The organism is Leucogemmata humicola, assembly GCF_055379415.1.
This window is the reverse complement of the sequence record NZ_AP040875.1, coordinates 1,053,804-1,073,800: the sequence shown is the minus strand read 5'-3', so window position 1 is coordinate 1,073,800 and position 19,997 is coordinate 1,053,804. Positions and strand designations below refer to the sequence as shown.

The window sequence follows — 19,997 nt, the reverse complement described above, 5'->3', positions numbered from 1 at the left end:
CAACTCCAAAGGTCGCGCTGTATCGCTCCGCTACTGCCCGTGGTGCGCCAGCATCGCCTTTTGGACCTGTGCCTTCAGCCCCTCGAGGTTGAACGACGCGCCTTCCTGCATCGGCGGGAATTCCACGAAGGTCTGGGCAATCTTTCCGACAACCTCCTGGACCAGCACGAAGCGCCAGAACTCGTACTTGTACCACTCTGTGAACTCCAGCGAGCCCGAAAGGCCGGTCCGCTCGAACGGATCGAGTCGCAAGTTCACGAGAATCGGCCAATCCGGTTTGACCGTGCCGCCCAGCCATCCCTGTGGCTGATCAATGAATCGGTATTTGTAATCGTTAACGCGCACCGCGCCCACAGTCGACTCGGCGCAGTAGATCACTTCGTGGCGCTGCGACTCGGTCTTTCCTCTGATGAAATCGAGTTGGTTGTAGCCGTCGAGATGGACCGTGTACGATTTGTCACCGAGGTTCAGGCCGTGTTTCAGATCCTCGACAATCGTCGTGTTTCCGGCCGCCGCCACGAAGGTCGGGAACCAGTCGAGCCCGGAGATGATGCCGTTCTCCACTTTGCCTGCGGGTACCTGACCGGGCCAACGCAAAATGCACGGCGCGCGGAAGCCGCCTTCGAGCACCTGACCCTTGCCACCAGCGAACGGCGTCTGACCGCCATCGGGCCACGTGAAATTCTCGGCACCATTGTCAGTCGTCACAACGACGATCGTGTTGTCGGTCAAGCCGGCGTCGTCGAGCTTCTTCATGACGCCGCCAATCACGTCATCGAACTGCGCCATGCCCGCTTCGTAAATGCCCCAGCTGTTCTCCGGCGTGCGCATCGAATCATACTTTTCTGATAGATGCGTCACGACGTGCATGCGCGTCGGGTTCAGCCACATGAAGAACGGCCGGTCGGCGGCCACGGCCGTGTCGATGAAGTCGAGCGCGTGATCGAGAATCACTTCGTCGATCGTCTCCATGTTGTGCTTGATGCCCTTCATCGGACGCGGTGGCAGCGGGCCCTCGTCGACGATCTTCTGCTTGCCCACTCGGCCCCATCGCGGATCTTCGGTCGCGTCGTCGGTATCCGTCGCGAACGTGTGCAGCAGATTGCGCGGACCGATCTTGTCCTTCAGCTCCTGCGGGTAGTTGCGATGGAACGGGTCCTCCATCGCATCCAGGTGATAGAGATATCCCCAGAATTCGTCGAAGCCGTGGAGTGTCGGCAGAAACTCGTTGCGATCACCGAGGTGATTCTTGCCGAACTGCCCGGTGACGTATCCTTGCGCGCGCAACGCCGTCGCAATCGTTGGCGCGGCCGCAGGCATACCGAGCTTCGCGCCCGCTTGACCTACAGTTGTGAGACCCGTGCGCAGCGGCAACTGACCGGTAATGAAGTTTGCGCGGCCTGCGGTGCAGCTAGCCTCTGCGTAGTAATCCGTGAACCGCATTCCTTCCGCCGCGAGTCGGTCGATGTTCGGCGTTCGACTCGCCATGATGCCCTGATGGTACGCGCTGATGTTGAACCAGCCAATATCATCGCCCATGATGAAGACGATGTTGGGTTGCTTGCGTGTGGCCATTTCCGCTGCCTCCGTGAAAACGTTGGGCCCGGGCGGCGCCAACAGGGGCGCTATCCCCGTCTCGCGCAGTCGTTCAGGCTACGCAGCGTGCATGAAACACAGCCATTGGACCAAAGCGGCAACGAGCGTCGTCAGCAGCGACCGAAACTGCTCACGCCGGCGCTATGAGATCACGCGAAATACCCGGCACCAAACGCTCGGCGATCCGCTGGAGTTCTCGACGCACTCCCTCGCGTTGCTCAGTCGGCCATTCGGCGATGAGATCCGCCAGATGAGCGCGGCGCGCGTCGATCAAGCGAGCGAGTGTATCACAGCCCGCTTCGGTCAGTCGCCATGGGATTCGTGAATCGCGCGCGGAAGGAACCAGCATCCCTGCACGCTCCAACTCTTCGCGCAGCGTCGTCATGCGATCGGCCGCAACCTGATGTTCGTTACCGAGCGCGCGAAGATCGAGCGAAGAATCGCGTTCCATGCGAACGAGCAACCACGCTGCTCCCGGACTGAGCGCGACTCCAGCGCGTTCAACGATCTTCGCAATGTGCGCGCGCTGCACATCTCGATTGGCGAAGATCGCGAGTCCGCGACGCAACTCGTCATCCGATTCTTGAGCTTCGGGGCGGCCAAAGGCTCCAGCAGCGTCGTCGCCTGCTTCAGCGGCGGTGGCGGCGATGGTACGGCGCAGCGGATGTTCTGGAAGAAGCAGCGTGAGTATGAAACCAACTGCGGCGACAATTGCGGCGAGCAGGAACACCGTATCGAGCGCATTGGCAAAGGCGTGCACGTAGGCATCGCGCGCGGCAGGCGTGAGCGCAGCGAGATCGTGCGCCGTCATCCGACTTGCGGCGTGGCCAATCGTGGAGCCGCCCGCGTTCGTTAGGTTCGCGGCCAATCGCGCGGAGAACACGGCGCCGAGCAGCGCCGTTCCAAGCGATCCGCCAACGAGACGGAACAGCGTCGCACCCGATGTCGCGACGCCGAGATCGCGATAGTCGACCGCATTCTGCACGGCGATCACCAACACCTGCATCACCATGCCGATGCCGAGCCCGAGCACCAACATCGCAATCGAAATGCTCATGGCGCCGGTCGTGACGGATACGCGCGCAAGTAGAGCCAGTCCTGCTGCGGCGACGGCAGTGCCGACAACAGGAAAGATCTTGTAGCGACCGGTACGACTGATGAGCTGCCCGACCGCGATCGATGCGGTCAGCATGCCGATCATCATCGGCAACATCTGCAACCCGGATGATGTCGGACTCGCACCGCGCACCACTTGGAGAAAGACCGGCAGATACGTGACGGAGCCGAACAAAGCGAAGCCGACGATCAGGCCAATACCTGATGTCAGTGCGAACGTCCGATTAGCAAACAGTCGAAGCGGAATCACTGGCTCGGCCGCTCTTCGCTCCGCCAAGATGAATCCGCCGAGTGAGCCAATGCTGATCGCGATCAGCCCGAGCATCGGCGGCGACGACCACGGATAGGTCAGTCCGCCGAAATCAGCGACGAGTGTCACCGCCGTGAGGAACACCGCGAGGAGCGAGGCACCGGCGTAGTCGATGGCGCGAGAGATTCTCTCCGCTTGCGCCGGCAGCGTGGCATGCAGCACGAACAGCGCGATGATGCCGAACGGAAGATTGATGTAAAAGATCCAGCGCCAGGTCCAATGGGTCGTGAAGTAGCCGCCGAGCAGTGGGCCGGCGATGCTCGCAAGTCCGTAGACTGCGCCGAAAATTCCCTGATATCGTCCGCGATCGATTGGTGCGACGATGTCGCCCACGACTGCCTGCGTCGTCACGGCCAGGCCGCCGCCACCGAGCCCCTGAATCGCGCGAAACAGGATGAGCTGCGTCATGCTCTGACTCATTCCGCAGAGCACGGAGCCGAGGAGAAACAGCACCGTCGCGGCCTGGAGGACGATCTTGCGACCGTACAGATCTCCGAGCTTGCCATACACTGGAGTCACGACGGTCTGCGCGAGCAGATAGCCCGTCACCACCCACGCGAGATGCTCGAGTCCACCGAGTTCGCCGACGATCGTCGGGAGCGCGGTCGACACAATTGTCGAATCCAACGCGGCGAGGAGCATCACCATCACCAGACCGCTGAACGCGATCAGAACGCGGCGATGGTCGAGTGCAATCGGTTCGTTCGCGTTGCGGTCCAGCGTGCTTGCAGCGGTCATCCGTACTTGGCCTCGCTCGGGTCCACGTCAACCGTCGCGACGAAGCCAGTTGTGTGCCGCGGCCGGCTGAACCCGTTACAGCTGCAGCTCGATCGGCTTTCCGCTGAACGCCACCGACTTCACGGTCGACGAGCCGCTGAGTCGCACATCGAACGTACGGGGCGATGGCGTGAGCATTCGTGAACCCGGTGCGAGGCGCAGCGCCAATCGGCGAGAGCTGTCGCGCCATTCCATCGTAATTCGCGAAAACGCACCCGAGCGATAGTCGAACGATCGTCCATCGTCGTCGTAAAGCATCGACGTTGCATTGGCTCCGGGATACACAGTCAGCACATCGTTGCCAGCGACGGGCTCGTCTGTGTACTGCCGCACTGGCCCTGTGGGAATCACGGCGCCCGCGCGCACGTACAGCGGAATCGTCGCGAGATCCACTGCACGTTCGATCTCTCGACCGCCAACGAGTCGTTCGCCAGTCCAGAAGTCGAACCACTGTCCCTTGGGCAAATACACGCGTCGGCTCGCGGCGCCCTTATCGACGACGGGTGCAACGAGCAGATCGCGTCCCCAGAGAAACTGATCGCCGCGTTTCACCGCTTCGGGATCGTCGGCGTGATGCAGCCAGAGCGCGCGCATCATTGGAAGGCCCGTTTCCGTGGTGTCCTTCAACGCGGTGTAGATGTACGGCGTCAACTGCGACCGCAGCTCGAGATACTTCCGGCAGATTGGCTCTACGTCTTTGTTGTGCAACTCGGCCGGATCCGCAGTGAAGTTCGCCGTCTCTGGCGGCCCGCCGTCGCCGCCATCCCAACCCCACGGCGTGTGCAGATGCCAGTTGCGACCGTGCGATCGAAAGAGTGGACAGAACGCCGCGAACTGAAACCAGCGCACGAACAGCTCGCCGGTGAAATCGGTGGTGCCGTAGAAGCCGCCGATGTCCGTTCCCCAGAGTGGCAATCCCGACAAACCGGTGTTGATCGCGACAGGCACGTGCGCCTTGAGCGTATCCCAGCGCGATTGCACGTCGCCCGACCAGATGAAACCGCCGTACCGCTGAATTCCCGCCGACGCATTGCGATGCAGCGCGAATGGCCGGTCGTTCGGGCGGTACATCTGTGTGCCTTCCCAGTACATCCGATGGCGATTGAAGCGCGATGGTCCATCGTAGCCGTCGCCTTGATCGGGCCACCAGCCGTCAACGCCGACGTCCATGAGTGTTTTATGAATCGGCCAGTAGCACGACACCTGGCGCGAGGCCGGCCATTGGTCGTTCGCCATCCGCCCCGACGGCTGCGGATCGGCCGAGCATGCGTCGCCCACGTTGCCCGTGAGCTCACGCCCTTCGATCACGGTGTGCAGAATCACCTTGAAGTGATCGGCGTGCAGCTCGTCGATCGTCTTCTTCGGTTCGGGAAAGTTTCCAGTGTGCCACGTGAATTCACCGTTGCGCGTGTTCCAGCCAGACGGCGTGAACTCAGTGCCGAGATAGATGAGAGCGTCGCAGGGAAGCTTTTTCGCGCGGAGGGTACGAGCGACCTCCATCACCGACTCGGGCCCCGCGAGCGTCCGATGCGACTGTTGGTAGCCAAGCGTCCATCGTGCGGGAAGTTCGGGCAGTCCAGTGATGCGCGCATACTCACGCATGATGACCGACGGATCCTTCGACGCGACGACGAAGACGTCGAGCGGCAGCCCGACCGTCGCAGCAACAGGGTTTGGACTGTTGACGAGCTGATTTCCTGTTGGCGGCAGAATCGTCGGCGTGAAGCGCCCTTCGGTGCCTGTGAAGTCGAACGCTCCGTACGGTTGATGGATGAACATCGCCCAACCGTCGGTGCCAATCAGCCATTGCACTGGCGCGCGCGTGCCGTGGGTTGCCAGTCGATAGCCGCCCTGGCCATTTCGCATCTGATCGGTCGAGCCCTTTCGGTCGAACTGCGGACCGCCCTCGCCTAGCCCCAAAAGCGGACCGCGGGGAAGAACGAACGACATTCCCGGCGCAATCGCGTCCAGCGTGAGCCGCTGGACCGCGTCACCGCGCGCGCTCTCGACGTGAACCGTCGGCGGATTCGACGTCAATCGAACGATCACGTCGCCCGCGCGCACGCGGGATGCCGACGCCGTGTCCGATGCACGAACGACCGGTGGCGAATACTCGTCCTTCACCAGCGCGCCGGTGAATGGAATGACTTGGTGCGCCGCGTCACCAACGCCCGCGGCGCGCAGCGTGAGTCGCACCGTCACCGGACTCACCGACGTCACGGTGAGCTCGGCCGGCTGTCCGGCCACGACGAGCGGTTCGCCGTTCGCGCCGACGAGAGCGGCGCTCGCGGACGGCCGCAGCGCGAGGGCCGCCGCTCCAACGCCTAGCTGTTTGAGGGCTTCACGACGGGTCAGGCCAGAACGAGGCATCGGAACCGGAGGTTAAGCGAAAACTGGCGCATGAACGTATTGCTATCGGAGGTCAATGTCTAAGAAACGACAAAGGCTCCCAGTACCCTACGGCCGCGCCTTGCCGCCGGGGGCGCACAGTCGCAGTATCCCGAGAGTCGTTCGAAGTCCCCTCCGCCGTATTCACGTCCACTCGCATTCGCTCGCCGGAGAAGCAACCGATGGGAAATCGCTCTTCCCGATGCCTCAACGCCTTCGCGTCAGGGCTCACCCGTACCGCACTGACTACGACATTTGGCGTTGCCCTGATGCTGGCCCCACTCGGCGCCGCATCCGCGCAGGGCAGCTGTAAGGGGCGACCCGGCGAAGGAACGCCGGCATGTGACACCACTCCCGCCAAGGCGCCGTTCGCGTCCACGGGCTGGAAGACGGTCGCGATGGATCACTTCACGATGGACGCCGTCGATTACAAGAAGGAAGCGGCCTACTACGCCGCGCTGATGAACTGGAAGATTCGCAGCGACGACGGCAAGCAGGCAGTCCTCGACATTGGCGACATCGCCACGGTCGTCATTCGCGGTGGTTACACGCCGCCGCCCCCGCCGCCGGCCCCGGTCGCCCAGGCCGGCGACACCACGGGCGGTCGACGTGGTGGTGGTCGCGGCGGCCCGCGCACTCCTCCGTCGGCCGTGTGGAGCATGATGTCGTACGCGATCTCGCCGTGGGACGCGAAAAAGGTCGAAGCTGAGCTCAAGAAGCGCGGCCTCAATCCGGTCGCCGACAACGACGGCAAGTTCGAGAGCTTCCGCGTGAAGGATCCAGACGGTTTCGATATTCAGATCAGCAACGGCTCATACGCTAAGGCACGCGCCGCGGCAAAGGGCAAGGACGGAATCGCATCGTCTGCTCCTGCGCCCTTCGCGTCGACGAACTGGCACACGGTGTGGCTCGACCACATTTCGTTCGGCGTCACGAACTACAAGGAGAGCGTCGCGTGGTACCAGGCCCTCCTCGGCTGGATGCCAACTGGCGACGAAGGCAGCCAGAACGAAACGTGGATCTGCGAAGATTGCGGCAACGTCATCATTCGCGGCGGCAACCCAATGAACACGGCTCGTCCAATGCCGGCCGTACGTCGCGCATCGATCGGCCACATCTCATTCGGCATCGATCCGTTCGAGTGGGCCGCGGTGAAGGCCGAGCTCGACAAGCGCGGCCTGAACGGGCGCGAAGACACCGGCACGTCGCTCAAGATCGACGATCCCAAGGCGCTGTATAAGAGCTATCACACCACGACGCCGCAGGGCTTCGACCTTCAGATCAGCAACGGCACCAAGGCGAATCGAACGGTTCGCTAAGCACCGTTCGGCAGGACAAAAAGGGCGACCCGAATTTCTCGGGTCGCCCTTTTGTATTTCGGCTAACGCAAACTCATTTGCCGATCACGACGATGGTGAACGAGCCGGGGATTGCTGGTGCCTGTCCGCCGCGTCCGCCGCCGGCCGGCGGAGGAGGTGCGGGTCCGCGCTCAACGCTCATCGTGAGGATTCGATTCGTCTTCGTGTCGAGCGTCAACGTGCGCGCGCCGGCCATCGTTTGAAGATTCTCTTCGACCTCGAAGCTCGTGGGACTCTTCTCTTTGATCACCGTGAGGGTACCGTTGCCGTGCGAGCTGAACGCTTCCATCGTCGCTGGATTGAACACCGCTCCGTCCGATCCGCCGGCGAGCGGAAGGTTCGCCAGGATGGCACCGTTCTGTGCGTTCAGTACGACCATCATCGGCTGCGGCGGATTTGCGGGTGGATTGCCCGACGTCGCACACGCCGCGAACAGCACGTGGTTCTTGGCGTCGAGCGCGAGCCCGTTGCAACGACCATTGTCGCCAAGCGCATAGTGCGCAGTGGCCTTCATGGTTTTGGCATCGACGACCGTAACGCTTCCGGGCACATCCTGCATCACGACATACAGCGTTCCCTTTCCATCTGACACGGCCTGCTCGGGCACTCCGCCGAGGTCGATCGTGCCGAGGACGGTGCCGTCCTTGGCGTCGATGACGGTGGCATCCTTCGTCGGATGACTAAAGACGTATACGCGATCGTTGAACGCGTCGAAGTAAATGCCGTCAGGCTGCGCCGCGCCAACGTCGATCGTCTTGATCAGCGCCAGCGTTTTTGTGTCGAACATCGAAACGGGTTTGCTGCTCGAGAAGCCGTGGCCGGACTTTGGGTCGACGGCGACACCGTTACCGCCCGTGTTTGGGATTTCCCCGAGCGGGGCGATCGTTTCGAGATCGAACACAGTGATGCGGCCCGGCACGGCGGCTTTGGCCGGCGTGCTGTCGGTGGCCGGCACCGCCCGTGCTCCGCCGCGCGGAATGTAGAGCCGTCGCCCGACCACATCGGCGAAGATGTAGTCGGTCCCGCCCTCACCGCCCACGCGAGCGCGTTGCACCACCGTGTACGGGCCAGTGGTCGAAGGCTGCTGCGCGCCCAGTGGCATCGCAGCAACCGACGCCACGAGCAGCGACGCTACACCAATGCGTTTCATGAGCGGATCCTCAGTTGAGAATGGGAAAGCTCCAGAAGTGCGAAAATAGCCACCGGACCTGTCGTCACGATGACGAGTCCAGTGGCCAAGCATTCCCAGGTCCCGTTCCGCGCTACTTACGTGAAGCCGGCGTCGTATCGATGAGCGTCCGGAGGAACGCGACAATCGCTCCCCGCTCCCCAAGCGTCAGATGGAGGGAGTCGGGGCTCAACGTCTGATTCGGAATCCGCGCCCCTGCGCCCACCCCGCCGCCGCCATTATAGAACGCGATCACGTCGTCGAGCGAACGAAACGCACCATTGTGCATGTACGGTGCGGTGAGCGTTGCGTTGCGCAGCGTCGGCGTCTTGAACGCGCGAACGTGCAGCGGAAGTCGATCGATCTTTCCGCGACCAGAATCAGAGTCGACCACGGACGGCCGTTCGGGAGACACCGGAGTGCCAATGACTTCCACATCGGACGCGTGGTACAACGGCGGCGTGTTGCCGTTGAAGAGCGGCGCGAAGTGACAGGTCCCGCAGCCCGCCTTTCCCATGAACAGCGTGAAGCCCTGCCGCTCCTGCGCGCTGAGCAACGCAGTGTCGCCACGCACCGCCCGATCGAACCGAGAGTCGAGCGCGACGAGCGACCGCACGAACGCCGCGAGCGCCACACGCAGTCGCACCGGCGTCACGGCGCTGTCCGCAGCTCCGCCGAATGTCTGCGCAAACTGGGCGCGATAGTCAGGGTGACGGCCAACCGCCGCTGCCGCGCGCTCCACCGAGCTTCCCATCTCTCCCGGACTTTCCAGAACGCGAACAACTTGCTCCTCGAGCGTCATCGCGCGCTCGTCGGCAAATTGCGCCGGCGCGACTCCCGCGTTGAGCAGCGTCGGCGTGTGCCGCGCGACCTGTCCGCGTCCATCGATGCGCGCCGCGCGCGAGAGTCCGTCGGTGAACGCATGCGACGGCACGTGACAGGACGCGCACGACCGTGTGCCCGTTCCCGAGAGTGCTGGCTCGAAAAACAGTCGCTTGCCCAGGGCAATCGTATTCGTCGTCGGCGCCGGAAGGTCCGTCGAGGCATACGCACTCGGATCAAACGCGCCCGCATCATACACCGACGCTACATCAGACCGCCAACCACGTAGCATGCGAACCGAAGTCGTTCCCGCCGCGCGCCGAATTGCGTCGACCGACTGCGCCGCAGGCTCGGCGTATGCCGCGATGAATACGAGCCGGTCGAACGTCTCGAAGTCCGTGTGCGCGCGCAGATATGCAGACGCACGCGTGAACGTCGAGTCCATGGCGCGACGTTGGGGCGCAAGCGTCGGCCACCACGCGGGGCCGGCATCAGCAAAGAGGAGCCTGACACCGTCGAGCGCATCAGCGGCCTCGCGCATCGACGCGCGCGTCACCGGCGCATCGAACCCGGCGATACCGAGCGTAGAGACACGTGCAACCTCGAGGCGCGCGAGCTCGACGAGCTGCGCATCCGTTGGCGCGAGTGCGCCACTCAGCGCTCGCACCCGCGCAACAACGCGCCGCATGCCATCGACGAGAACGTGCACGCGCGCTGCGCTATCTCGCGCAACGACTGGCCAGACCAACGGCTCGAGTGCAGGAAATCCTCCCGGCGCGAGCGTCGACGGTGGAGGCGCGTCGTCGTCGTCCACTTCCTGACGACGCGAGTTCAGCGATGCCGCTAGCGCCGGTGCATAGAACTCGACGACGCCTTCCAATTGCTTGAAGCGCGTGCGCGCGTCGACAAATGCCGATCGTACACGGCGCGCCGACGCACTGTCCGACGCAGTCTGAGACGCATCGACCGCTGCGCCGAGTCGGGCGAGCGACGCATCGAGAGAATCGCTCGCTCGCCCAATCCATTGCTGCACACGCTCATTCCGCGCACGCTCGAGCGAAAGGCGCGCGGAGTGCGCCCGTGTTGCTCCAACGCCCGCGACCACTGCCAGCGCGGCGCCGGCGCGAATGATCCACGCGCGACGCCGCACCTGTCGGGACTGACGGTCCCGCCGGTGATTCACAATTCCCTACTCTACTTCCAGGTGATCTCGGCCGAATCACGCACCGACGTGGAACCAGTGACCGCTGCCGTGTAACCGGCCGTCGGCACGTCGCGGCCATAGCTCTTGAGAATGACACGACCCGAGTTCAGCACCTGCACGAGCGTGAAGCCGAAATACGCTCCGGTGTTCGGAATCGACGTATCGATCGTGGCGTCGAGCGCCGTGCCGCCGTTGCCGGCAATGATCTGCCACGTCTTGCCCGTCGGCTGGAAGCGATAGTAGACGTGGTTGTGCGCCGAGAACATGCCTTCGACCTGGTTCGCGGTGAGCGTGTTCCAGAACAGGTCGCGCGACGCCTGGTCGAACACGAGACCGTCCGTCGGCACTGTGGGATACGGATACGCAGGTTTGTGTCCGAACACGAAGATGTGCTTCTGACCCTTCGCCTTCGCGGCGGCGAGATCGCTCGTCACCCACGTCGTGGGCACGTGCCAATCCTTACCAACGCCGTCGGTGCTGATCGTCACGAAATGCGCATCCTTATAATCGAACGAATACGTCAGCTTGCTCTGATCGGTCGTGTAGCCGTCGACACCGGCCGCCGGTCCATTCCCGCCACGCGAGATGTACGGCGCCAGATCGCGGAGCCACACGCGCTCGGCCGGCGACGTCGCGACCTTGGCGACGTTCTCCGTTTCGTGATTCCCCGGCACCGCAACGAGCTCGATGCCGGCTGCGGACGCCGGTGACGCCTGCCACAACGCGACCCAACCCTTCAACTCCTTGTCGAGGTTGGTGCTGTCGTTGGTGTAGCCGAGCACCATGTCGCCGGTGAAGAAGAGAAAGTTCGGCTTGGGGCTGATCGATGCGATGTCGGCGAAGGTTTTGTTGAGCTGAGCAACGTTCGCGGTGCTGACGTTGCCGATCGTGTCGCCGGCGGCGACGCGATTGCACCCGAGCGTGACGAAGGAATACGCGACGCCATTCGGGTCGACCGGTGGATCCGACAGACTGTTCGAGTCCGAACAGGCGAACGTCAGAGCAGTCGTGACGAGAGCAAGGCTACCAAGGGCGGCGAAGCGGCGATTGTGCATGGCGATGAAGTCGGGAGTGAGACACGAACACAGCAGATCGCGCACTCTCGTTCGCTTACGTCACACAATCACACACTGTCGCGTAACGGACTGTTCACGACGCTTGCGTTTCGCTCTGGCACCGCTCTCGAGCTGTCGGGAAGATGACAAATGCTTAGTGACCGTCACGCTTCCCGATGAAGCGCCGCGCTATCGGCGCTCGACGACCATCAGCACAAACGACCCAGCGACCTGCTTCGCCTTTTGCTTTACGCCCGCTGGTACTGGCTCGAAGGTCGCTCCGGGCAGGAACAGCGCGTGAGTCGTTGCATCGAGTCCGATGTTGCGCGAGGCCGTCATCGTCTTGAGCGTCTGCACGACTCGATAGCTATCCGGCGAATCCTGATGGATCACCGTGAGCGTACCATCCGCGTTGGACGCGAAGGCATCGCCCGTGGCCGGATCGAACGCGGCACCATCGACACCGGCGCCGATTGGCGCGGTGGCTACGATCTTCCCTGCTCGGTAGTCCGACACCGCCATCACGCCACTTCGACAGCCGCTGAACAGCCGCTGGTGCGCAACGTCGATTGCCATCGCGACGGGGTTCTTGCAGGGCGCCGTGGACCATCGACGCGTAACGCGGAGTGCCTTTGCATCGATCTCGACGACTTCGCCGTTGTCCGTGAGGTCGACGTAGACCTTTCCATCGCCCGCCGACGCCCCGTACTCGGGCTTGCCTCCCAGGTCGATATTGGCCAACCACTTGCCGGCGACTGGATCGACCACCGTCGCTGAATGCGCATCGCCGTTGAACGAGAACACGCGGTTTGACGCTGCATCGTAGATGATCGCGTCCGCATCCTCGGCCGCACGGATCTTCCCGAGTGTCTTGAAGGTCTTGAGATCAAACATGACGATGGAGCTGTCGTCACCCGACGTCGCGAAGCCACGGCCGAGTTGCGGCACGATCGCCACGCCATGCGCGCCATGAATGCCGGCTACCTCGCCGAGCAGTTTGCCGTCAGCGGCGTCGACGACCATGAGACGATCCTGACGTCCGATGAACACGCGATGCTGCGCCGGCTCGGGAACGACGTAATCCCAGCTTCCGGCGCCGCCCAGCGGATACGTGTGGGCAATTCGATACTGGGCGGCCGCTTGCGCGCCGACGTGGTGAGCGGCGATGAGCGATAGAACGAGCGGCAGGCGACGCATGCGAGCTCCATGAGATGTTTAAGTGTTTTCGAATGCGACGATTGTCACTCGTCGCAACCATGCTAGCCGTGCGAAGCTGTCGGGAAGATGACAAACTCCCGTCATTTGTCAGCGTCCTGACAGCTTGGACACAAAGATCGATACTGCGCGACGGAACGTTACAGGACGGTGCGTTGCGCCGTTACGACCGACGCAGACGATGACCGCGCCGATTGCATCGACTCGTTCACTTTCCGCACCGGATTAGTACCCTATGATAGCCTTCAACCTTCGTCCATTCGAGCGCATTCGAAGCCGTTCCAACGGCGGAACCGTCGCGGTCGCCCTCTGCGTTGCCGTTGCAGCGACTGCGCACGCGCAACAGGGCACCCTGCGCGGACACGTCGCCGACAACACACAAACTGCTGTCGTCGGCGCGACGGTCCATGTCAACGGTACCGGGCTCGGTGCCGCATCCGACGCACGCGGCAACTATTCCGTCGCGAACATCCCCGCCGGATCGTATACGGCGGTTGTTCGCCACAACGGCTTCGCCCCGGACTCGTTCACGATCGTGATTCGATCCGGCGAAACCACGACGCACGACGTGACGCTCAACATCGCAGCTCGAGAACTCGATCGCGTCATCGTCAGCGCATCGCCACGGCTCAATGAAACGACGGAGCAGGCGCTCGCCAAACAGAAGAACGCCGACAACTTGGTTTCCGTTTTGTCCGGCGACGTAATCCGCGCATTGCCAAACGCGAATGCGGCCGAGGCCGCTGCGCGCATTCCAGGTGTGTCGACCGAGCGCGATGAAGGCGAAGGCAAGTTCGTTCAGATCCGCGGCACTGAACCTCGCCTGTCGAATGTTACGGTGAACGGCGTCCATATCCCCGGGACGCAGACGGGAAGTCGCATCACGAAGCTCGACGACGTTCCGACCGACATCCTCGCCGCCATCGAAGTGTCCAAAACGCTCACGGCCGACCAGGACGCCGACGCGATCGGAGGCTCGGTGAACCTCGTTACGAAAACCCCCGAGGGCGCTCCGCGCGGATACATCGCTGGTCAGTTCGGCCAATCGACACTCGAGTCGCGCTCGCAGTCACAAGGAAGTGCCATGTGGGGCGGCCGCCTCGGTGACCAGCGAAAACTCGGCGTCCTGTTCGGTGGCACCTGGGATCACAACAACCGCGGCATCAACGACATCGAACTCGCGTGGGACGCAAACGCCAAGGGCACACCCATCCCGGTTGAATGGGACCAGCGCGACTATCTGTACGATCGGACTCGTTGGGGCGCGAACGGCGCACTCGACTATCGGTTCGATGACGGCTCGTCGATGTTCCTTCGCGGCGCATGGAGCAAGTTCAAGAACTTCGGCGTCGTCTACAAATACGATATCGCGGCGGACGGCGACTCGGCGCAGGCGTCGTCCGGCGCGACAGGCATCGGCACCGGCGCAACGCTCACCCGCAACACGTCGAACCGCTCGCCGGTAGAGCAGTTGTTCAGCGTCAACGGTGGCGGAAAGAAGCAGATGGCCGGAATGGAGATCGATTACACCGCGAGCTACGCCGGGACTCGATCCTCCTCGACCGACGCAAACTCGACGGCATTTACATACAGCGGGTTGAACTACCGCTACGACGGCACCAACCACGACTACCCGAAGTACTCGTATCTGTCGGCGGCGGATCAGGCGCAGGCCAACTCACCGGCGAACTACGCGTTCAAGTCCGCCTCGATCGGTGCCGGAAAGACCAAAGCCGATGAGGCGGCGGGCCAGATCGATGCACTCAAGCAGTACATGCTCGGCTCATCCGCCGCGCAGCTGAAAATCGGCCTGAAGTATCGCGATGAAAGTCGCGACAACGTGAACCTCAATCGAAGCTTTTCCGCCACCGCGCCGGTTACGTTGACGCAGGTGCTCGGCACGTTCTCCGATACAAAGTTCTACCAGGATCTGGCGAACGGCTTCGAGATTGGCCCACAGGCGAATCATACGACGCTCCGAACATTCGAAAGCGCCAATCCAACGATGTTCAAGGAGACGACGAAACCGATCACCGATTCGCTCAGCAATTTCACCGGTGGTGAAAAGGTCGCGTCGGCCTATGCGATGCACACACTCGACTACGGTGCACTTCGCATCAACGCTGGCCTGCGTCTCGAAAACACGGCAGTGCATTTCTCCGGGAATGACGCGTCGACGCCGGCAAGCGCGCCGGGCAAGGCTAGTGGAACGCAGACGGTGCACCGCGTCAACGCGACGCAGAACTACACGGATCTCTTTCCGAGCGCGCAGCTGCGATACGCCGTAGACGACAATACGAACCTGCGCTTTGCCGTAACGCGAGGAATCGCGCGGGCGAACTACTCCGACCTCGCGCCGCACGTCTCGGGACTGATCTGCTCCACCTGCGCCCTCAAGTTCAACAATCTTTCGGTCGGCAATCCCGACTTGAAGCCGCAACATGCGTGGAACGTCGATCTGCTCGGCGAGCGATATTTTGGCGCCTCGGGTGTTTTCTCCGCAGGCGTGTTCTACAAGCAGATCACGGACTTCATCTATAGTCGCGAGTTCGTGTACCACGGGCCGGCCACCGAATTCGACGGGTACTACGCGACGGCACCGGCCAACGGCGGCGACGCGCATCTCGTCGGCGCGGAGTTCGACTTCGCGCGTCGATTGGACTTCGTTCCCGGCTTGCCGGCGGGACTTGGCTTCGACGTCAACTGGACGCAAGTGTACTCTCGCGCTGCGGTCACCAAGGACACGGCAACGACGGCAGCCACGCTCGGCCAACCCACGATTCGCTATGCGCGGTTGCCGCGTCAGTCGAACAGCCTGGGGAATTTCGCCCTGACGTACGACGCTCACCGCGTTTCGGCGCGCGCTGCGTGGCAGTATCAAGGAGAAAGCATCACGTCGTACGGCGACGGCTCGGCAACGCCGAGCGGCGACAACTGGTTCCTTCCGCATTCTCAGCTCGACGCATCGGTGACGGTCGATTTGCGGTCGGATGTGTCCGTACAATTCTCAGGACTGAACCTGAACAACGCCGTATTCGGTTTCTATAACGGCAACAGTCAAGCGCAGTTCAGCGGACAGCGCGAGTACTATGGACGCAGTTTCATCGTCTCATTGAAGTACGGCTTCGGAGCGGTCCCCGGGACCCGCTGAGCTAGCGCAGGCGACTCACACTGTCGCTTGAGGATCGTTCGCGAGCGCGTGGGGCCGTTTGCTTGGCCCCACGCGATTGCGTTCCGCGAACTGATAGCCGGTGATACACACCGCGAGCCACATCAGGCCAGCGCTGAAACCGGCGAAGACATCACTGAGATAGTGGACGCCGAGGTACAGGCGCGCATAGCCGATCGCGGAAATCAGCACGACGGCAGCGACGACCCACCAGGGCCCTGCATCGGTTTTGCGCCGCGTGAGCCAGTACGCCAACAGCCCGTAGACGATCAGGGAATTCATCGCGTGCCCGCTCGGAAAGCTCCACGACGTCGCGTGAAATTCCGACGCGAACGGCGGACGCGATCGATGGAAGGCGGTTTTGAGCACTACGTTGAGAAGCGCACCGCCAGCACACGTGACGAGAAGTAGGGAGAGCCGTCGCCAATCCCGGCGCCACGTGAGTGCAATCGCCGCGATGACGACGATCGCGATCAGCACCTGCGCTCCGAGATAGCTCACACCAACGAACAGCGACTCGCCGCGCTCGGTGCCGTGCTTCTGCAGCCAATCTGCAACCGCGATGTCGACGCGCACCATCATCCCGTTCTCGGGCACGTCCTCGGCGATAGCGAAGAAGACCCACGCGCACGCGACGGCAAGCCCGAAACCCAATAGGGCGTGAATGCCGAGATAGGCTCGCGGATGGAGCCGGGCAAAGCGCGACTGCGTCGGCTGTGTGATCAAGGTCCGACTACTATCGCCAATGCCGTGCCCGTGTCGCCAGTCACGTGCATGTCATCGTCGCGACAGGATCGCCACGATACGATTCGCGTCGACTCAGCGGGCCGAGACGGCCGATCTGCACACATGGCCACAGGTTGGACGAACGGACGATTGGCGACTCGTTTCGCGACAATCGGGCTGACCCTCACGTGCGCCGGCGCGTCGCTGTCGCACGCGCAGACGCCACTCGTCGGCGACAGCGTCCACGCCTCGAAGACACTCTTCACCTGGCGCGACGCCGCACTCGCGGGCGGCTTCACCGTTCTCACGGTCTCGATGTTCCCCGCCGATCGCGCTCTGGCGACGCATCTCCAGGATTCGAGCACGCAGGCGAACCGCTTCTTCAAGAACGCGTCGAAGGGAATTCAATACGTCGCCGATCCTGGTTCGATCGTCATCGGCGTCTCGCTGTTCGCCGTCGGAAAGATCTCGGGATGGAAGGACGTCGCTGATCTCGGTCTTCACGGAACGGAAGCCGTCGTCATCGCCAGCACCTTTACCGCAGCGTTGAAGGGCGTCGCCGGTCGAGCGCGTCCGTATGTCACGGCGGATACGAACCCGCGCGCGTTCAAGCTCAATCGCGGGTTCGGCAATAGTGCGTATCAGTCATTTCCCTCCGGTCACACCACTGCCGCATTCGCGGCGGCGTCGACGGTGACGAGTGAATCACAACGCTGGTGGCCGAACGGCATCTGGTTCGTGGCGCCCGTCATGTATGGCGGCGCAACGCTCGTGGGGCTCTCGCGGATGTACAACAACGCGCATTGGGCAAGCGACATCGCTCTTGGCGCGGCGATTGGCACGTTCGGCGGCATCAAGGTCGTGCGCTACAGCCACGGGCATTCGAACAACCTGATCGATCGCACCCTGCTCGGGATCGAAGTCAAACCCATCGACGCCAATCGCGTCATGGTGGGTTGGTCGAGCACCCACTGATTTCTCCATGAGATTCGAAGTCCTCCGCATTGCGTTCAGTGCGCTGCGCGCGAACGTCCTCCGTTCTCTGCTCACGATGCTCGGCATCGTGATTGGCGTCGCGGCGGTGATCGCCATGATTGCGCTCGGCGACGGTGCGCAGCGGTCGGTGCGCGATCGCATCGCACGGCTCGGCACGACGACACTGCAGATCGACGCCGCGCGCGTCTCGCAGGGCGGCGTGCAGTTGAACGTCACCAAGCGGATGACCATCTCCGACGTTCGTGCCATCGAGGAACGCTCGCCCCACGTCCTCGGCGTCCAACCGCAGCAGGACAAAACGCTGCAGCTCGTGTGGGGGAACAAGAACACGAACATCGACATCTTTGGCGTGACGCCGAACTACCTCGCCGTGCGCAAATTCGAGATCGAATACGGCGAGATGTTCTCGTCGGGCGACGACATCGGGCGCGCCCGCGTCGCGGTGCTGGGCGCTGGCGCGGTGACGAAGCTGGAGGTGAAAGACCCGCCGTCGCTCATCGGCGAACGAGTTCGCATCGGCGGCGTGCAGTTCGTGGTCATCGGCATTCTCAAGGCGAAAGGCGCTGGCGCCGGCTTCGGCAGCCCTGATGACAATGTGCTCATTCCGTTCGGCACGGGCCGGTACCGCGTCTTCAAGACCGAGAAACTCGACGATATCTTCGCGCTCGCATCGAGTGAGAACGACCTCCCCGACGCGATGTCCGAGATCCAGACCGCCATGCGTCGCGCGCACCAATTGCGACAGGGTCAACCCGACGACTTCCGCATTCGCAACCAGGCCGACTTTCTCCAGACACTCGGCGAGACGACTCAGGTATTCACGACGCTCCTGGCCGGCATCGCCGCTGTGAGCCTGCTCGTCGGCGGAATTGGCATCATGAACATCATGTTGGTGTCGGTCACCGAACGCACGCGCGAGATCGGGATTCGGAAAGCGCTCGGGGCAACCAAACGAAATATCCTCGTTCAGTTCCTCATCGAGGCCATGGCGCTGTGCATCGCGGGTGGCGCCGTCGGAATTGCCGCTGGAATGGGCGGCGCAGTGCTGCTCCGCAATTCTTTTGGTTGGGACACGACGCTCGGCCCGACGTCAGTCGCGATGGCCTTCCTGTTCGCGGCCGGCGTCGGGATTCTATTCGGCGTGTGGCCAGCTCGCCGGGCGTCTTCGCTCGATCCTATCGAAGCGCTACGCCACGAATAGGCTGGCGACCACCTTCGGCTGATGCTACCGCGCGGCGAAGCACATTCGCGAAGCGTGCCCACACTCGCTGATCGGCGACCAATCCCTTTCGCTCGACGAGGTCGAGCGCATACCAGCAGATGAGGCTCATCGAGATCATCTCACCGCCATCTTCGAGAAGCCCGAAGGCGGTGCGGCTGGCTTTGTTGTGCGTCGCACCCACCACGAACGAGTGAAACGCGTCGACACCAACACCGAACGTCACTAGCACGGCCACGAGAAAAGCGAAGTCCTGCGAGATGTTCTTGTCGTTGTGCGGTGCGCTGAAGTACGTGAAGCCGATCGTGCACAGGAAGATCGTCCCCATGATCCCCGAGACTACGAGTTCACCAAGGTCCTGCGGACGCAAGCCGGCAACGCTGACGAAGTGCAGGTGACGGCTGATCGATTCTCCGCCCGCCTCATGCAACTGCATGGAGTCATCGAGAAGGAAGTAGCCGAAGAGCAACGCCCACCCGACGAGGAAGACATTCTGGCTTCGACGCCACAGCGCAAAACACAGAAGAGCGATCCAACCTTCTTTGATGTACTGGAACCACTCGGAAAATCCGCCGTCGGTCTCGATCGAATACAGCGTATCCTGCAACAACGTGTGTGAGGACACGTGCACGAGATGAACGCCAATGAAAAAGGCGTCGCCGGCGAGCATGAGTAGCAGGAACACTCCAACCATGTTCAGGGAGTCCTGCTCGTGAGATGTCGTTCGCATCAGAGGCAAGGTCGATTGGAATCAGCACAGTCGCTCCGCAGCGGAGCTCTCTATGCGAGTATCGACCAACCCCAAACGCGGCATGAGCCGCGTCAGGCGATAAGGGAACCCTTATTCCGCCCGAGCGTTGCCACGCACATCGGGCTCG

13 protein-coding genes are annotated in these 19,997 nt (G+C 62.6%); 4 read left to right on the top strand and 9 right to left on the bottom strand.

The annotated features are described in order from the left end of the window. Nucleotides 1–30: 30 nt before the first annotated feature. The 3 genes from AC6H4Z_RS04465 to AC6H4Z_RS04455 all read right to left on the bottom strand — a co-directional run bounded on the left by AC6H4Z_RS04465 (nucleotide 31) and on the right by AC6H4Z_RS04455 (nucleotide 6,169). Nucleotides 31–1,575 carry an arylsulfatase gene (locus AC6H4Z_RS04465; RefSeq protein WP_497545533.1) on the bottom strand — a complete coding sequence of 515 codons (1,545 nt, stop codon included), beginning with the start codon at nucleotides 1,573–1,575 and terminating at the stop codon, nucleotides 31–33. Nucleotides 1,576–1,726: 151 nt separating this feature from the next. Continuing rightward, nucleotides 1,727–3,760 (bottom strand): MFS transporter, encoded by a 2,034-nt coding sequence (locus tag AC6H4Z_RS04460; RefSeq protein ID WP_497545532.1) that lies wholly within the window; start codon nucleotides 3,758–3,760, stop codon nucleotides 1,727–1,729. 75 nt (nucleotides 3,761–3,835) lie between these two features. Continuing rightward, entirely contained in the window at nucleotides 3,836–6,169 is a 2,334-nt protein-coding gene (locus AC6H4Z_RS04455; RefSeq protein WP_497545531.1) for a glycoside hydrolase family 31 protein, read from the bottom strand. Nucleotides 6,170–6,456: 287 nt separating this feature from the next. Between AC6H4Z_RS04455 and AC6H4Z_RS04450 the strand changes: the two genes are divergently transcribed. Continuing rightward, nucleotides 6,457–7,506, top strand: a complete 1,050-nt coding sequence (locus tag AC6H4Z_RS04450) for a VOC family protein (protein ID WP_497545530.1) — start codon at nucleotides 6,457–6,459, stop codon at nucleotides 7,504–7,506. Between the two features lie 73 nt (nucleotides 7,507–7,579). Here AC6H4Z_RS04450 and AC6H4Z_RS04445 read toward each other — a convergent pair whose 3' ends face one another. The 4 genes from AC6H4Z_RS04445 to AC6H4Z_RS04430 all read right to left on the bottom strand — a co-directional run bounded on the left by AC6H4Z_RS04445 (nucleotide 7,580) and on the right by AC6H4Z_RS04430 (nucleotide 12,991). Then, a complete protein-coding gene (locus AC6H4Z_RS04445; RefSeq protein WP_497545529.1) occupies nucleotides 7,580–8,695 on the bottom strand; it encodes a YncE family protein in 1,116 nt (371 codons plus the stop codon). A gap of 112 nt (nucleotides 8,696–8,807) precedes the next feature. After that, nucleotides 8,808–10,718, bottom strand: coding sequence for a cytochrome-c peroxidase (locus AC6H4Z_RS04440; RefSeq protein ID WP_497545528.1), 1,911 nt, complete (start codon nucleotides 10,716–10,718; stop codon nucleotides 8,808–8,810). An 11-nt stretch (nucleotides 10,719–10,729) separates the two neighbouring features. Continuing rightward, complete coding sequence (locus AC6H4Z_RS04435) at nucleotides 10,730–11,794, bottom strand: metallophosphoesterase family protein (RefSeq protein WP_497545527.1); 1,065 nt, start codon at nucleotides 11,792–11,794, stop codon at nucleotides 10,730–10,732. Between the two features lie 189 nt (nucleotides 11,795–11,983). Then, on the bottom strand, nucleotides 11,984–12,991 hold the full coding sequence (locus AC6H4Z_RS04430; protein WP_497545526.1) for a YncE family protein: 1,008 nt from the start codon (nucleotides 12,989–12,991) through the stop codon (nucleotides 11,984–11,986). 253 nt (nucleotides 12,992–13,244) lie between these two features. On the opposite strand from AC6H4Z_RS04430, the gene AC6H4Z_RS04425 reads away from it, so the two are divergent. Then, on the top strand, nucleotides 13,245–16,160 hold the full coding sequence (locus AC6H4Z_RS04425) for a TonB-dependent receptor (RefSeq protein ID WP_497545525.1): 2,916 nt from the start codon (nucleotides 13,245–13,247) through the stop codon (nucleotides 16,158–16,160). Between the two features lie 15 nt (nucleotides 16,161–16,175). On the opposite strand, the gene AC6H4Z_RS04420 is transcribed toward AC6H4Z_RS04425, so the two are convergent. Then, nucleotides 16,176–16,904 (bottom strand): phosphatase PAP2 family protein, encoded by a 729-nt coding sequence (locus AC6H4Z_RS04420; RefSeq protein ID WP_497545524.1) that lies wholly within the window; start codon nucleotides 16,902–16,904, stop codon nucleotides 16,176–16,178. Nucleotides 16,905–17,027: 123 nt separating this feature from the next. Here AC6H4Z_RS04420 and AC6H4Z_RS04415 point away from each other — a divergent pair, with 123 nt between their 5' ends. Together AC6H4Z_RS04415 and AC6H4Z_RS04410 are read left to right on the top strand one after the other, a co-directional pair. Then, a complete protein-coding gene (locus AC6H4Z_RS04415) occupies nucleotides 17,028–17,879 on the top strand; it encodes a phosphatase PAP2 family protein (RefSeq protein WP_497545523.1) in 852 nt (283 codons plus the stop codon). A gap of 7 nt (nucleotides 17,880–17,886) precedes the next feature. After that, nucleotides 17,887–19,101 (top strand): ABC transporter permease, encoded by a 1,215-nt coding sequence (locus AC6H4Z_RS04410; protein WP_497545522.1) that lies wholly within the window; start codon nucleotides 17,887–17,889, stop codon nucleotides 19,099–19,101. On the opposite strand, the gene AC6H4Z_RS04405 is transcribed toward AC6H4Z_RS04410, so the two are convergent. Further along, nucleotides 19,076–19,849, bottom strand: coding sequence for a DUF8692 domain-containing protein (locus tag AC6H4Z_RS04405; RefSeq protein ID WP_497545521.1), 774 nt, complete (start codon nucleotides 19,847–19,849; stop codon nucleotides 19,076–19,078). The two genes, AC6H4Z_RS04410 and AC6H4Z_RS04405, sit on opposite strands and share 26 nt — an antisense overlap. Nucleotides 19,850–19,997: the final 148 nt, after the last annotated feature.

Excerpts from the sequence above, each read along its gene's own strand:
- AC6H4Z_RS04410 (WP_497545522.1), top strand. The coding sequence starts at position 17,887 with ATGAGATTCGAAGTCCTCCGCATTGCGTTCAGTGCGCTGCGCGCGAAC.
- AC6H4Z_RS04415 (WP_497545523.1), top strand. The coding sequence starts at position 17,028 with ATGGCCACAGGTTGGACGAACGGACGATTGGCGACTCGTTTCGCGACA.
- AC6H4Z_RS04455 (WP_497545531.1), bottom strand. The coding sequence starts at position 6,169 with ATGCCTCGTTCTGGCCTGACCCGTCGTGAAGCCCTCAAACAGCTAGGC.
- AC6H4Z_RS04425 (WP_497545525.1), top strand. The coding sequence starts at position 13,245 with ATGATAGCCTTCAACCTTCGTCCATTCGAGCGCATTCGAAGCCGTTCC.
- AC6H4Z_RS04435 (WP_497545527.1), bottom strand. The coding sequence starts at position 11,794 with ATGCACAATCGCCGCTTCGCCGCCCTTGGTAGCCTTGCTCTCGTCACG.
- AC6H4Z_RS04430 (WP_497545526.1), bottom strand. The coding sequence starts at position 12,991 with ATGCGTCGCCTGCCGCTCGTTCTATCGCTCATCGCCGCTCACCACGTC.
- AC6H4Z_RS04405 (WP_497545521.1), bottom strand. The coding sequence starts at position 19,849 with ATGCGAACGACATCTCACGAGCAGGACTCCCTGAACATGGTTGGAGTG.
- AC6H4Z_RS04445 (WP_497545529.1), bottom strand. The coding sequence starts at position 8,695 with ATGAAACGCATTGGTGTAGCGTCGCTGCTCGTGGCGTCGGTTGCTGCG.
- AC6H4Z_RS04465 (WP_497545533.1), bottom strand. The coding sequence starts at position 1,575 with ATGGCCACACGCAAGCAACCCAACATCGTCTTCATCATGGGCGATGAT.
- AC6H4Z_RS04450 (WP_497545530.1), top strand. The coding sequence starts at position 6,457 with ATGCTGGCCCCACTCGGCGCCGCATCCGCGCAGGGCAGCTGTAAGGGG.
- AC6H4Z_RS04460 (WP_497545532.1), bottom strand. The coding sequence starts at position 3,760 with ATGACCGCTGCAAGCACGCTGGACCGCAACGCGAACGAACCGATTGCA.